The 12,673-nt window shown below is 65.8% G+C and carries 14 protein-coding genes; 9 read left to right on the top strand and 5 right to left on the bottom strand.

The window, feature by feature from the left end:
* Positions 1-232: 232 nt before the first annotated feature.
* Positions 233-1,468, top strand: a complete 1,236-nt coding sequence (locus AC3AOF_RS26860) for an ABC transporter substrate-binding protein (protein WP_236987967.1) — start codon at positions 233-235, stop codon at positions 1,466-1,468.
* A gap of 37 nt (positions 1,469-1,505) precedes the next feature.
* On the opposite strand, the gene phbB is transcribed toward AC3AOF_RS26860, so the two are convergent.
* The gene (phbB, locus tag AC3AOF_RS26855; protein WP_488346985.1) at positions 1,506-2,234 is read right to left on the bottom strand and encodes an acetoacetyl-CoA reductase; all 729 of its coding nucleotides are present in this window, start codon (positions 2,232-2,234) and stop codon (positions 1,506-1,508) included.
* 189 nt (positions 2,235-2,423) lie between these two features.
* Complete coding sequence (locus AC3AOF_RS26850; protein ID WP_236987969.1) at positions 2,424-3,605, bottom strand: acetyl-CoA C-acetyltransferase; 1,182 nt, start codon at positions 3,603-3,605, stop codon at positions 2,424-2,426.
* Between the two features lie 280 nt (positions 3,606-3,885).
* Between AC3AOF_RS26850 and phaR the strand changes: the two genes are divergently transcribed.
* Positions 3,886-4,488 (top strand): polyhydroxyalkanoate synthesis repressor PhaR, encoded by a 603-nt coding sequence (phaR, locus tag AC3AOF_RS26845; protein ID WP_236987970.1) that lies wholly within the window; start codon positions 3,886-3,888, stop codon positions 4,486-4,488.
* A gap of 117 nt (positions 4,489-4,605) precedes the next feature.
* Positions 4,606-4,836 carry a hypothetical protein gene (locus AC3AOF_RS26840; protein ID WP_488346984.1) on the top strand — a complete coding sequence of 77 codons (231 nt, stop codon included), beginning with the start codon at positions 4,606-4,608 and terminating at the stop codon, positions 4,834-4,836.
* A gap of 141 nt (positions 4,837-4,977) precedes the next feature.
* Here AC3AOF_RS26840 and AC3AOF_RS26835 read toward each other — a convergent pair whose 3' ends face one another.
* The gene (locus AC3AOF_RS26835) at positions 4,978-5,922 is read right to left on the bottom strand and encodes a LysR substrate-binding domain-containing protein (RefSeq protein ID WP_488346983.1); all 945 of its coding nucleotides are present in this window, start codon (positions 5,920-5,922) and stop codon (positions 4,978-4,980) included.
* A gap of 73 nt (positions 5,923-5,995) precedes the next feature.
* Here AC3AOF_RS26835 and AC3AOF_RS26830 point away from each other — a divergent pair, with 73 nt between their 5' ends.
* On the top strand, positions 5,996-7,198 hold the full coding sequence (locus tag AC3AOF_RS26830; RefSeq protein ID WP_488346982.1) for a YbfB/YjiJ family MFS transporter: 1,203 nt from the start codon (positions 5,996-5,998) through the stop codon (positions 7,196-7,198).
* A 92-nt stretch (positions 7,199-7,290) separates the two neighbouring features.
* Here the strand turns inward: AC3AOF_RS26830 and rpmF are convergent, their stop codons facing one another.
* On the bottom strand, positions 7,291-7,476 hold the full coding sequence (gene rpmF, locus AC3AOF_RS26825) for a 50S ribosomal protein L32 (protein WP_048425702.1): 186 nt from the start codon (positions 7,474-7,476) through the stop codon (positions 7,291-7,293).
* 259 nt (positions 7,477-7,735) lie between these two features.
* Between rpmF and AC3AOF_RS26820 the strand changes: the two genes are divergently transcribed.
* The 4 genes from AC3AOF_RS26820 (at position 7,736) to AC3AOF_RS26805 (ending at position 10,503) form a co-directional block, all read left to right on the top strand.
* The gene (locus tag AC3AOF_RS26820) at positions 7,736-8,134 is read left to right on the top strand and encodes a ComEA family DNA-binding protein (RefSeq protein WP_236987974.1); all 399 of its coding nucleotides are present in this window, start codon (positions 7,736-7,738) and stop codon (positions 8,132-8,134) included.
* Positions 8,135-8,226: 92 nt separating this feature from the next.
* Complete coding sequence (locus tag AC3AOF_RS26815) at positions 8,227-8,841, top strand: ribonuclease D (RefSeq protein WP_236987975.1); 615 nt, start codon at positions 8,227-8,229, stop codon at positions 8,839-8,841.
* Between the two features lie 117 nt (positions 8,842-8,958).
* Positions 8,959-9,702: an LPS export ABC transporter periplasmic protein LptC gene (gene lptC / locus AC3AOF_RS26810; RefSeq protein ID WP_488346981.1), complete on the top strand. Its 744-nt coding sequence runs from the start codon at positions 8,959-8,961 to the stop codon at positions 9,700-9,702.
* Between the two features lie 3 nt (positions 9,703-9,705).
* Complete coding sequence (locus AC3AOF_RS26805; protein ID WP_236987977.1) at positions 9,706-10,503, top strand: LptA/OstA family protein; 798 nt, start codon at positions 9,706-9,708, stop codon at positions 10,501-10,503.
* Positions 10,504-10,736: 233 nt separating this feature from the next.
* Here the strand turns inward: AC3AOF_RS26805 and AC3AOF_RS26800 are convergent, their stop codons facing one another.
* Positions 10,737-11,534: an eCIS core domain-containing protein gene (locus tag AC3AOF_RS26800; protein WP_488346980.1), complete on the bottom strand. Its 798-nt coding sequence runs from the start codon at positions 11,532-11,534 to the stop codon at positions 10,737-10,739.
* Positions 11,535-11,788: 254 nt separating this feature from the next.
* Between AC3AOF_RS26800 and AC3AOF_RS26795 the strand changes: the two genes are divergently transcribed.
* Positions 11,789-12,550, top strand: coding sequence for a hypothetical protein (locus tag AC3AOF_RS26795; protein ID WP_488346979.1), 762 nt, complete (start codon positions 11,789-11,791; stop codon positions 12,548-12,550).
* Positions 12,551-12,673: the final 123 nt, after the last annotated feature.

The following is a 12,673-nucleotide window of genomic DNA, read 5'->3' as shown; positions in this document are numbered from 1 at the left end:
TCGATCGTAACGGTAGTGGCGCGCGCCGCGGGCGCCTTATAGGCCCATATAGGGAGCCGTGCACCCAAAAGGCAGCGGTCCTCGCGGACCAACTTGGCCGTGCTGCGAAAGACGGGGGGAGGGGGCCTGCGACGCCGCTTGATTCCTGTCTCGGCACCGCCCTAGCTGCGCTGCGGCCACACGGGTCGAACGAGGGCCGCAGCGGACAGGCAAGCGGCCGGGGAGGAACGACATGACACGCTTGAGCCGGGTGCTCGCCCGCACCACCGCACTCGCCGCGGGGCTGGTCTTCGCCGTCGCCGCGCAGGCCCAGACTGCGGCGCCCAAAGGCGCCTCCGACGGCGTGGTGAAGATCGGCATCCTCAACGACCAGTCCGGCGTCTACGCCGATTTCGGCGGCCGCGGCTCCGTCGAGGCGGCGAAGATGGCTGTCGAGGATTTCGGGGGCAAGGTCCTCGACGTGCCGGTGCAGATCGTCGATGCCGACCACCAGAACAAGCCGGACGTGGCCTCGAACATCGCCCGGCAGTGGTACGACACCGACAAGGTCGATGCGATCATGGAACTGACCACCTCCTCGGTGGCCCTCGCCGTGCAGGGCCTGTCGAAGGAGAAGCGCAAGATCACGATCGTGGACGGGGCCGCCACGTCCGATCTCACCGGCAAGCAGTGCACGCCGTACGGCTTCCACTGGGCCTACGACACCCACGCGCTGGCGGTCGGCACCGGCGGCTCCCTGGTCGAGACCGGCGGCGACACCTGGTTCTTTCTCACCGCCGATTACGCCTTCGGCACCGCGCTCCAGGCCGACGTGACGCAATACGTCACCCAGAAGGGCGGCAAGGTGGTGGGCTCCGTGCGCCACCCCTTGAGCGCGCAGGACTTCTCCTCGTTCCTGCTCCAGGCCCAAGGGTCGGGTGCCAAGATCATCGGGCTTGCCAATGCCGGCCTCGACACCGCCAACGCGATCAAGCAGGCGTCGGAATTCGGCATCGTCCAGGGCGGCCAGCGCCTCGCGGCCCTGCTGTTCACCCTGGCCGAAGTGCACGGTCTCGGCCTCAAGGCGGCGCAGGGCATCGTGCTGACCGAAGGCTATTACTGGGATCTCGACGACCAGGCCCGGGGCTTCGCCAAGCGCTACATGGCCCGCACCGGCAAGATGCCGAACATGATCCAGGCCGGCACCTACTCGTCCGTCACCCACTATCTCAAGGCCGTGAAGGCCGCCGGCACCGACGACACCGACGCGGTGGCGGCCAAGATGCGCGAATTGAAGGTCGACGATTTCTTCGGCCGCGGCGGCACGGTGCAGGCCAATGGCCGCATGGTCCACGACATGTACCTGTTCCAGGTCAAGTCGCCGGCCGAGTCGAAGGCGCCGTGGGACTATTACAAGCTGCTGGCGACGATCCCGGGCGACAAGGCTTTCCTGTCGGCCAAGGCGAGCGGCTGCCCGTTGACGCAGTAAAGCGAAGTGGGGGCGCCAACCGGCGCCCCCAACCCGATCAGGCGAAGTACTGGCCGCCGTTGATGGTCAGGGTCGAGCCGGTGATGAAGCCCGCCTGCTCGCCGGCCAGGAACTCGACCGCGCGGGCGATCTCCTCGGCCTCGCCGAGGCGGCCGACCGGGATGTGCGGCAGGATCTTGGCCTTCAGCACCTCCTCGGGGATCGCCTTCACCATCTCGGTGCCGATGTAGCCCGGCGCGATCACGTTGACGGTGATGCCCTTGTTGGCGTTCTCCTGCGCCAGCGCCTTGGCGAAGCCGATCACGCCGGCCTTGGCGGCGGAGTAGTTGGTCTGGCCCATCTGGCCCTTCTGGCCGTTGATGGACGAGATCAGGATGATGCGGCCGAAGCCCCGCGAGCGCATGCCGTCGATCAGCGGACGGGTGCAGGTGAACATCGAGTCGAGATTGGTGCGGATCACCGCCTGCCACTGCTCGAAGGTCATCTTGTGGAACATGCCGTCGCGGGTGATGCCGGCATTGTTGACCAGGATTTCGATCGGGCCGAGCTCGGCCTCCGCCGCGCGGATGCCGGCCTCGCAGGCCGCCGGATCGCCGACGTCGAACTTGAAGACCGGGATGCCGGTCTCGGCCTTGAAGGCCTGAGCGGCGTCGTCGTTGCCGCCGTAATTGGCCGCGACCTTGTATCCGGCCTCCTTGAGACCTTTCGAGATCGCAGCGCCGATGCCGCGGGTGCCGCCGGTGACCAATGCGACGCGTTCTGCCATGTGCCCTCTCCTCTTGGACGTGCGAGCGATTTCATCCCTCGGCGCGAATCCGTCGTACTTTACGGAAGGCGGCCGTTCCACAACGAAGGCGGGTGCTGTCCCGCTTCTTTAAGTACTAACTGTAAGGGGGCGGCCGGGCTCCCGGCCGCCCTTCGCCACGCGGCTAATATTTCAGCGTGACTTCAGCGCTCAACGCTCGAGGCACATGGCGACGCCCATGCCGCCGCCGATGCAGAGGGTGGCGAGGCCCTTCTTGGCGTCGCGGCGCTGCATCTCGTGCAGCAGGGTGACGAGGACGCGGGCGCCCGACGCGCCGATCGGGTGGCCGATGGCGATGGCGCCGCCGTTCACGTTGACCTTCGCGTCGTCGAAGCCCAGGTCCTTGTTGACCGCGAGCGCCTGGGCGGCGAAAGCCTCGTTGGCCTCGATCAGGTCGAGGTCGGAGGCCTTCCAGCCGGCCTTCTCGAGGGCCTTGCGCGAGGCCGGGATCGGGCCGGTGCCCATGATCTTCGGGTCGACGCCGGCGGTGGCCCAGGAGGCGATGCGGGCCAGCGGCTTGAGGCCACGCTTCTCGGCCTCGGCCGCCGACATCAGCACCAGGGCGGCGGCGCCGTCGTTGATGCCCGACGCGTTGCCGGCGGTGACGGTGCCGTCCTTCGAGAAGGCGGGCTTGAGCTTGGCCATGCCCTCGGGGGTCGCGCCCTCGCGGATATACTCGTCGGTATCGACCACCACGTCGCCCTTGCGGCCGGGCACGGTGACGGGGGCGATCTCGTCCTTGAAGCGGCCGTCCTTCTTGGCCGCCTCGGCCTTGTTCTGCGAGCGGGCCGCGAAGGCGTCCTGCTCCTCGCGGGTCAGCTGCCACTGCTGGGCGATGTTCTCGGCGGTGTTGCCCATGTGGTAGCCGTTGAAGGCGTCCATCAGGCCGTCCTTCAGCATCGTGTCGATGAGCTTGAGGTCGCCCATCTTCTGGCCGCCGCGCAGGTACTGGGCGTGCGGGGCCATCGACATCGATTCCTGGCCGCCGGCCACGATGATGTCGGCGTCGCCGTTGGCGATCTGCTGCATGCCGACCGCGACGGTGCGGAGCCCTGAGCCGCAGAGCTGGTTGAGGCCCCAGGCGGTCTTCTCCTGCGGGATGCCGGCGGCCATGGCGGCCTGGCGGGCCGGGTTCTGGCCTTCGCCCGCGGCGAGCACCTGGCCGAAGATCACCTCGTCGACCTCCTCGGGGGAGACCTTGGCGCGCTCCAGGGCGGCCTTGATGGCGACCGCGCCGAGCTTGTGGGCCGGCACGGTGGCGAAGGCCCCGTTGAACGAACCCACCGGGGTGCGGGCGGCCCCCACGATGACGATATCTGTCTTCTCGGCCATGCGCCTCTCCTCTTGCATCCTCACCCAGCGTCGCGGGTCGGCGGCTGCGTCGATCCCGCGCGCTTTGGCGTGGATGAAAGCGTTGCCCTGCGCGAAGTCAAGGCGTGCACGGCCGGTTCTCGCGCTGGCAGCGCGGCCAGTTTGCGTGGACGGCGCGCAGATTGCTATTTTCGCCAGCGCACGAAGGCCTTAAGGTCCAATCATGAGAACCGGTGAAAATTCGGCTCGCCCGGCGCCGTCCAATTCCCGCCGGGTTCGCCAACAGGGAGACAGCGTACCGATGGCGGACAGCGGCAAGTCGACACCCACCGTCATCAAGAAGTACGCCAACCGGCGTCTCTACCACACGGGCACCTCGACCTACGTCACGCTCGAGGACCTCGCCGCGATGGTGCAGGCCGGCGAGGACTTCGTGGTCTACGATGCCAAGTCGGGCGAGGACATCACCCGCTCGGTGCTGACCCAGATCATCTTCGAGCAGGAGAACAAGGCCGGCGCCGAGAACCTGCTCCCGGTGGCCTTCCTGCGCCAGCTGATCCGCTTCTACGGCGACAGCATGCGGGCGATGGTGCCGAGCTTCCTCGAATATTCCATGGACCATCTCGCCCGCGAGCAGGACGGCCTGCGCGAGAAGATGTCCCAGACCTTCGGCCCCACCGCCTTCCAGCACGCCATGGAGGAGCAGGTCCGCGCCAACATGAGCTTCTTCAGCGAGGCGATGCGGATGTTCACGCCGTTCGGCGCCGGCGGCCAGCCGGCCGGCGGCGACAAGCCGGCCGAGGCGCCGGTACCCGCTTCGGCCGCCCCGAAGGGCGAGCTCGACGATATCAAACGCCAGATGGCCGAGATGCAGAGCCGGCTCGAGGCCCTGGCGAAGAAGTAGCGCGGCCAAGAGGTAGCGCGGCCGAGGAGTCGCGCGGCGAAGAAGGAAGCGGGCACAGAGGGAACACGGCAGGCGGCTTGCGGCTTTGGTCCGTCGTCGCCTCGCGGAGCCTCCGGCATGTCCCAGCCCGATACGCCCGTCCCGGATCCGGACGCCACCGGCCGGGCCCTCGTCCCGACCGGGTCTCCGGAGCCCGACCGGCCCGCCGGCCCCCGGGTGCTTCCGGCCCGGCCCCTGGCGACCTTCCTGGTCCAGCTGATCGATGGCCCGACCGGGACCTTGAGGCCGTCGCGCCTCGATCGGTCGCGGGTGGCCTCGGAGCTTTATGCGGCCGGCCGCGGTCTCTGACGATTGTTCGCGTCACGCGACCGTCTAGAAACCCGCTGCGTCATCCCCGGGGCGCGACGAAGTCGAGAGCCCGGGATCCATCACCGCCGACGGTGCCAGACAAGGCGACCAGCGTTCCGCTTTTTCCTGCATCGCCGGCGATTATCGATCCCGGGTTCCGCTCCGCGGCCCCGGGACGACATCGAGGGCGTCAATTCGGTTGGCCAGCTCGAACGGCCGCTCGAAGGCGGTTCCCCTCCGATCCCGCTCCCTCGCCTCCAGCAGACCCATCAGCGAGCGCAGGGCGGGGCTGGCCTCCCCCGACCAGACCAGGTGCGTGCGGTTGAGCCGCAACGGATCCGGCAGCTTGTAGCGCGCCACGGCACTCCCCAGCACCGCGTGGTCCAGCACCTCCGCCGGCACGATCGCCGCCCCGGTGCCGGCGGCCACGCAGGCGACGATGGCGTGGTACGAGCTCATCTCCAGGACCCGCTCCGGCGATCGGCCCTCCGCCGCGAGCCAGTCGAACAGGCGCTGGCGGTAGGAGCAGCCATGCGGGAAGGCCACCACGGTCCGGGTCATGGCGCGCTCGTCCGCAGTTTTGGCGCCGATCAGCACCAGCTCCTCGTCGAAGGCCGGCATCGACGACAGGGTTCCGCGCTCGAACGGCTCCGACACGAAGGCGGCCTCGACCTCGTGGCGCTCCAACTGGCGCAGCATCGCCCGCGTCGTGCCGGTCTGCAGCTCGATCGTGACGTCGGGATAGCGCGCGTGGAACGCCGACAGGATCGGCGGCAGCCGGGCGCCGGCGGCGCTCTCCAGAGAGCCGAGCCGCAGCACCCCGCGCACGGCACCGCCCCGCAGTTCCCGCTCGGCCAGGTCCGCCAGCTGCAACAGCTTCTCGGCATGGCCGAGCAGGGTGCGCCCGGCCTCGGTGAGGGCGAGCGTGCGGCCCTCGCGCCGGAACAGGGCGACGCCCAGCCGCTCCTCGAACTGCTTGATCCGGGTCGTCACGTTGGACGGCACCCGGTTCAGGACGTTCGCCGCCCGCGTGACCCCGCCCTCCCGCACCACGCTGCGGAAGATGTGCAGGTCGTCGAGGTCCATCATTCTCATGAAGAGAAGAATACGTCACGAAAATTCATTTTCCAAGAAGGGACGGCGGGTGTCTGGTCGACCCATGAGCACCACGGATCTCCCCCTCGCCCGATTCGACGCCCGCCCGAACCACGGGCCTGTCGTCGCCGGCGGCATCATCGCGCTGGCGGTCGCCATGGGCATCGGCCGCTTCGCCTTCACGCCGCTCCTGCCCTTGATGCTGCGCGACGGGACATTGAACCCGGCGGACGGCGCCGAATGGGCGGCCGCCAACTATGCCGGCTACCTCGTCGGGGCTCTCACGGCGGCGTGGTTCTCCGGGGATCCGGTCCGGGGATTGCGAGTGAGCCTCGCGGGCGTGGCACTGACGACGTTGGCGATGGCGGTCGCCGGCCACCCCGTCCCGATCGCGGTCGGCGCGCTCCTGCGGGCGGCGGCCGGGATATTCAGCGCCTGGGCCCTCGTCTGCGCCAGCGGCTGGTGCCTCGCCGAACTCGCCCGGCGGCAGGTGCCGCGGCTCGGCGCCTGGATCTATGCCGGCGTCGGCCTCGGCATCGCGCTCACCGGCCTCCTCGCCTGGCTCGGCGGGCGCCAGCCGGCGGCGCGATTGTGGCTCGAACTCGGGGCGCTGGCGGCTTTCGGCGCGCTCGTCGTCGGGCTCCTGTCGCGCCGGCAGGGGGCGCGCCCGGCCGGTCCGGCGGAGCGCGAGGCGGCGTCCGTCGCCCGGGGAGCGGGGCAGGGGGCCCTCGTCCTCGCTTACGGCACCTTCGGCTTCGGCTACATCGTGCCGGCGACGTTCCTGCCGGCCATGGCGCGGGACCTGGCGCCGGACCCGCTGGTCTTCGGCCTGGCCTGGCCGCTGTTCGGCCTCGCCGCCCTCGTCTCGGTCGCGGTGGCGGCGCGCCTCCTCGCGGGCGTGCCGCGCCGGCGCCTCTGGGCGGTGGCGCAAGGAACGATGGCGCTCGGCACCGCCCTGCCGCTCGCCGTCCATGCCCTCTGGGCGGTCGCGGCCTCGGCCGTGCTCGTCGGCGGCACCTTCATGCTCGCCACCATGGCGGGCCTGCAATTGGCCCGCGAGGCGCGGCCGGACGCGCCGACGCCCTTGCTCGCCCGGATGACCGCCGCCTTCGCGGCCGGGCAGATCTTGGGCCCGCTGCTGGTGCGCGCCCTCGGGCCGGGGCGCTGGGCGGGCCTCGACGCCCTTGACCTGACCGGCGCGCTGGCGACGCTGCTGCTCGCGCTCACCGCCCTGTGGCTGTGGCGGGCCGGCCGCGCCCCGGTCTGATGTGGGGTCTCCAAACGAGAACGGCGCCCGCGAGGGGCGCCGTCATCCCGTGCCGGTCATCGGCGGCGCGTCAAGAGCGCCGCCACGCCGGATCACGCGTCGGACTTGACCTTCAGCACCTGGCGACCGCGGTACATGCCGGTCTTCAGGTCGATGTGGTGCGGGCGGCGCAGCTCGCCGGAATCCTTGTCCTCGACGTAGGTCGGGGCCTTGAGGGCGTCGGCGGAGCGGCGCATGCCGCGCCGCGACGGAGAGGTCTTTCGCTTCGGAACGGCCATTGGAACTACTTCCCGTGCAACAAAATAGGCGCGAAGCTGCCCCGGGCGGAGCCGCCGCGCGCGTCGCGATCCTGATCGGAGCGGGGTCTATAGAGGAGACGCGCCGCCCTGGCTAGGGGACCGGTCCCATAAATCCGCTCAAGCCCTCATACACTCTCATTAAGCTGGCGTTCAACGGCGAAGGTCGCATGATGGGCCCTGCCGCCCCGGAAGCTCCAGATCCGGAGGCCCTGAGGGCGGCATGATCGGAGCTTTCCCGATGACGCGCTTTCCCCGCCTGACCCGCGCCCTGGCGCTGACCGCCCTCCTGGCCGCGGGCCCCGCTCTGGCCCAGACCCCGGCCCCGTCGACCCCGACGACGCGGCCGGCACCGACCACGACGGCTCCCGCGGCGCCGGTCGCCCCCAAGGCGCCGGAGGTTCCGAAGGCCGCCCCCGCCGCGCAGCCGGCGCAAGCCGGCAAGCCCGCCCTCATCGACCTCAACAGCGCGAGCAAGCAGGAACTCGAGACCCTGAAGGGCATCGGGGCGGCGCGCTCGGAGGCGATCATCAAGGGCCGGCCCTATCGCGGCAAGGACGAACTCCTGTCGAAGAAGATCGTCCCGTCGAACGTCTACGACGACATCAAGGACAAGGTGATCGCCCGCCAGAAGTCCTGACGGCGGGCATCCTCGCCGGCCGATCCTTGCCGACCATGGGGAGGGGTGCTAGGCGCCGGGGCAGCCCTTCGCATCCCCGGACGCACTTTCCCATGCCCCACCGCCTGCACCGCGGCGACCTGCCCGACGATTACGTGCCGGGCCCGGCCATCGCGGTCGATACCGAGACCCTCGGCCTCCAGCCCCACCGCGACCGGCTCTGCGTGGTGCAGATCTCCCGCGGCGACGGCGAGGCCGACGTGGTGCAGATCCCCAAGGTCGGACCCGAGCCGGTGGTGCTCAAGCGGGTCATGGCCGATCCGGCGGTCACCAAGATCTTTCATTACGCCCGCTTCGACCTCGCGGTGCTCTACCACCGCCTCGGCGTGATGCCGGGGCCGGTCTACTGCACCAAGATCGCCTCGCGGCTCGCCCGCACCTATACCGACCGGCACGGCCTGAAGGACCTGGTGCGCGAGCTGATCGGCGTCGACCTGTCGAAGCAGCAGCAATCCTCGGATTGGGGCGCCGACACCCTGACCCAGGCGCAGATCGACTATGCGGCCTCCGACGTGCTCCACCTCCACGCCCTGCGCGACCGGCTCGACATGATGCTGGCCCGCGAGGACCGGACCGCGATCGCCCAGGCCTGCTTCGACTTCCTGCCGACCCGCGCCCGCCTCGACCTGCTCGAATGGGACGAGACCGACATCTTCGCCCATAGCTGAGCCTCGACCGGGCGAGACGAAGCGTTGCCGTTCTGGTAACCTGCCGGCCATAACTTCGACACCGGGCCGGAGCATGGGGGCCGACGTCCCACGCATTCCGCGCCGGACCTCGGTACGATGCAGGCGGTCACGACCTTGCTGCAAGCTTCCCCGCTCGAGACGGTTTCCCAGGGCCTCGATCCCCGGCGCCTGCGCGCCCATGTGCGGGCGCGTCGGCACAGCGCCCAGGTGCGCTGGCTGCGGCGCGCGATTCCCCTCGGGGCGGGGGCGGCGGGGCTCGCCCTCGTGGTCGGCACCTGGCTCAACCCCTTCGCCGATCTCGGCGTCTCGGTCAGCCTCGGCGGGATCGGCGTCTCGGGCTCGAAGGTGACGATGGAGAGCCCGCGGCTCTCGGGCTACCGCTCGAAGGACAACCGGCCCTACGTCGTCACCGCGAAGGCTGCGCTCCAGGACGTGCGCAAGCCCTTCGTGATCGAATTGCAGAGCATGCTGGGGCGCCTCACCACCGACGAATCGGGGGGGCTCGCCCATATCGAGGCGACGGCCGGCATCTTCGACACCCAGAAGGAAGCGCTGGACCTGAGCCAGCACATCCGCCTCTGGACCGACAAGGGCCAGGAGGCGCGGTTGACCTCGGCCCATGTCGACTTCAAGGCCGGCACGATGTCCTCGCGCGAGGCGGTTACCGTCACGATGCCGACCGGCTCGATCAAGGCCGACGGCCTCGACGTGACCGAGAACGGCAAGACCATCTCGTTCGTCGGCAACGTCAAGGCGGTCTTCAACCACGCCCCTTCGCCAGAATCCTCGGAGCAGGATCCGCCGCTGCGGACCTCCGAGGCCCAGATCAAGGACGAGTAGCCCGTGCGTCCCCGTCTCCCGGCCCTCGCGGCGCTCCTCACCCTCGCGGTCGTCGCCCTCCCGTCGGCCTCGCGGTCCGAGACGCCCGCGCCCGCGCCCAAGAAGAAGGAGGCCGGCTCGGGCTTCGGCGCCTTCAGCAGCGGCGGCGGCAAGGAGCCGATCAAGATCGACGCCGACCGGCTCGACGTGTTCGACCGCGAGAATAAGGCTGTCTTCGCCGGCAACGTCGTGGCGGTGCAGGGCGAGAGCACGATCCGCTGCTCCAGCATGACCGTGCATTACCAGCGCAAGGAGAAGGAGCCGAAGGGCAAGGGGGCCGAGGCCAAGGGGGGCGAGGTGAAGCCCGACGCGAAGGCGTCCATCGCCCAGCCGGTGGAGGCCAAACCGGTCGAGAAGGCCGTGAAGGTCGAGGCGAAGCCCGAGCCCAAGGTCGAGAAGGCCGAAAAATCCTCCGACCCGACCGACGGCAGCGCGATCCGCCAGGTGGTCTGCGCCGGCCCGGTCACGGTGGTGTCGAAGGATCAGGTGGCGAGCGGCGACAACGCGGTGTTCGACCGGGTGGCGAATCGGGTCGTGCTGACCGGCAACGTGGTGCTGAGCCAGTGCCAGAACGTCACCCGTGGCTCGCGCCTCGTCTACGACATGAATACCGGCCGGGCGAACATGGACCCGGTCGCCGGCGGGCGCGTCTCGGCAATGTTCGTGCCGGGCGGCAAGGATGACGGCGCCAAGGGCAAGCAGGCGGGCTGTGCGCAGCCGCCGGGACAGGCGGGGAAGGCGGCGCCGAAGCCGCGGGGGTAGGTGGAGGCGTGTGGAAGAACTATTCACCACAGGCCCGGTATGGTTTGGATCTATCTGACTTGATCTGCTGCGGGATTGATTGTGGAGGAGGGTCAGCTGCGCAGATGTAATGTGTTAAATCTGATATTTTCTGGATTTCGATTGCTGATAAATATGGGCATATAGTAACCTCTTGGCGCGATAGAAAAATATTACATTGTCTCGCGTTTTGTGATATTTTGCCTCTGATTTATCTAATTTGAAGCTACCCCATATAGCAAGCCCCATTGAGATTGGCATCCGCAGGGGGTGCCATATTGGACAGGAAGTCCCATCCCGCATCGGCCGTAAGGAGTGCTGCAAATGTTGGTAGATTGTCCAAAATATGGACTATATTGCCCCTGCTGAAAGCGATTGTTGTGCCAGGCAACAAAGTTGTTTGCTCTAGAATTTGCCTCATTCTCAACGCCGCTACTGTCTTTGACATAGCGCTTTGAAAAATCAATCAAGCCCCATCTGCGGTACTGTTCAACATGCCCGAGTTCGTGTGCCCAGAGCGCTATATCTCCAAAAGCTTGATTTGCATTTTTAAACATGATCACATCAACAAGGGTTATGGCTATGGCATCGCCGTAACGAAAAGCATTTGACGCGAGAAGTAAATCATTTCCAAGTCCAACCCTAAATCTCACGGTATTGATAATATCATCGGGAAAAAATCCCGACAAAGCATTTCTGATATTCGGTGAAATTGGACTGACGCCGGCACTTATCGCATCATTCCGCGATGCTTGGATAAGGCCGGCAAGGGTAGGACCTGCAGTTTCGCCAAGCAACTCGCCGGTGCCATGCCTAACGACACCTGATATGCCTTCTTCTAAATGTTTATATGGCGGGACTGCCTGTTTGATTTGATCATGGCCTCTATCTATGGCTCGCCCAACACCACCTAAGCCGACGCGGTCGCCGAACCACGTAGCCAATCCTTGAGCGGAGGTGTAGTTGGCCGATAGCAGAAAAAGACAAGTGGATGCGGCAAAACGAGAGCGCATGGCCCCGTCCTCCTTCGTTGTGAACTGAAAGCTGGCATGCAACTTAGCAATTTTCAATAGGCTTCGTGACTTGACTTTACCGCTTCGATTGCGGCGGTATGCGCGCGTTCCAAAGCGCGTCTACCGTTCGCGGCATGCGAAACGTCCGGTGTGGATGTCTAGTTGGCTCCGGCCGCAAATAGCCTCTATGCTAGCCTAGACAGGGCGGGGCGGATCAAGGTTTACTGCGCCAAGATTTTTAATCGGAGCGTAAAATGTCTGAAAACCCCAGCATTCGAACAGATCAGAACAAAACAGCAGATTTCCAAGTAAGATCGCAAAATATCTCTCATATGATAAGTATTTTTGCATTAATTATTTCAGTCGCTTCGACTCTCTTAGCAGGACTTTCGATTTATCTGTCGCAAAACAAAGAAATTAACGTAGATATCAGGAATTCAACGAGGGACTGGCAAAAAGGTGCAATATTTTCTACTCTTCTAAATTCTCAGAAGCCAATGTCTATAGAAGACATCGAAGCGAAATACCGGAATATTGCGAATGCTTATAGAGATCAATTCAGGCTCGTAGATAAAAATTATTCAAGGGAAGAGATATACGGCGTTCTTTTAGAGCTTATGAATGGAAGTGCAATAAAGTTACGCGATAACAAATATTTTGCTGTGCGCGCGGATGATGATAATTTGCAAGACAGACGTATAGCATTTGATATGCTAGAGTTTGTGCTTAGAAACGAGTATAAGTATCAGTATGACGAATTTGCATCTCAATTTGCGAACTGGTATTATAATAACAAAGGTGATCCTTTGACAAAAGAAAGGGCACTTGGCATTCTTGCTATCGCGTTCCAGAGCAACCTGCTCGGCCTGCGTGTTCAGCAGGGATTTCGAGTTGACTGTGCAGTGGTTGGTGAGATCCCCCCACTTTATGTAACTAGCAACTTCGCAATCCGTACAGGCGCTCCTGCCGTCCTGCCGTTGCCGTCCGCCCTTCCACCTTGTCCGGCTAAGCCATGAGACTATGGCAGTGACTCACTCGGTGCTGTATCACAAGATTTGGCATCAACGTCTGGCATCGGAAATATTATTCTAAAGCAGTGCAATGCGTCATTCAAATGCGACAAGCTAATCAAGTTCGGG

Source organism: Methylobacterium sp. 142-1Y (assembly GCF_057747795.1).
This window is presented reverse-complemented; position numbering and strand designations above follow the sequence as displayed.

What these genes read in the sequence shown, in the direction of transcription:
- AC3AOF_RS26860 (WP_236987967.1), top strand. Translation starts at nt 233, where the DNA reads ATGACACGCTTGAGCCGGGTGCTCGCCCGCACCACCGCACTCGCCGCG.
- phbB (WP_488346985.1), bottom strand. Translation starts at nt 2,234, where the DNA reads ATGGCAGAACGCGTCGCATTGGTCACCGGCGGCACCCGCGGCATCGGC.
- AC3AOF_RS26850 (WP_236987969.1), bottom strand. Translation starts at nt 3,605, where the DNA reads ATGGCCGAGAAGACAGATATCGTCATCGTGGGGGCCGCCCGCACCCCG.
- phaR (WP_236987970.1), top strand. Translation starts at nt 3,886, where the DNA reads ATGGCGGACAGCGGCAAGTCGACACCCACCGTCATCAAGAAGTACGCC.
- AC3AOF_RS26840 (WP_488346984.1), top strand. Translation starts at nt 4,606, where the DNA reads ATGTCCCAGCCCGATACGCCCGTCCCGGATCCGGACGCCACCGGCCGG.
- AC3AOF_RS26835 (WP_488346983.1), bottom strand. Translation starts at nt 5,922, where the DNA reads ATGGACCTCGACGACCTGCACATCTTCCGCAGCGTGGTGCGGGAGGGC.
- AC3AOF_RS26830 (WP_488346982.1), top strand. Translation starts at nt 5,996, where the DNA reads ATGAGCACCACGGATCTCCCCCTCGCCCGATTCGACGCCCGCCCGAAC.
- rpmF (WP_048425702.1), bottom strand. Translation starts at nt 7,476, where the DNA reads ATGGCCGTTCCGAAGCGAAAGACCTCTCCGTCGCGGCGCGGCATGCGC.
- AC3AOF_RS26820 (WP_236987974.1), top strand. Translation starts at nt 7,736, where the DNA reads ATGACGCGCTTTCCCCGCCTGACCCGCGCCCTGGCGCTGACCGCCCTC.
- AC3AOF_RS26815 (WP_236987975.1), top strand. Translation starts at nt 8,227, where the DNA reads ATGCCCCACCGCCTGCACCGCGGCGACCTGCCCGACGATTACGTGCCG.
- lptC (WP_488346981.1), top strand. Translation starts at nt 8,959, where the DNA reads ATGCAGGCGGTCACGACCTTGCTGCAAGCTTCCCCGCTCGAGACGGTT.
- AC3AOF_RS26800 (WP_488346980.1), bottom strand. Translation starts at nt 11,534, where the DNA reads ATGCGCTCTCGTTTTGCCGCATCCACTTGTCTTTTTCTGCTATCGGCC.
- AC3AOF_RS26795 (WP_488346979.1), top strand. Translation starts at nt 11,789, where the DNA reads ATGTCTGAAAACCCCAGCATTCGAACAGATCAGAACAAAACAGCAGAT.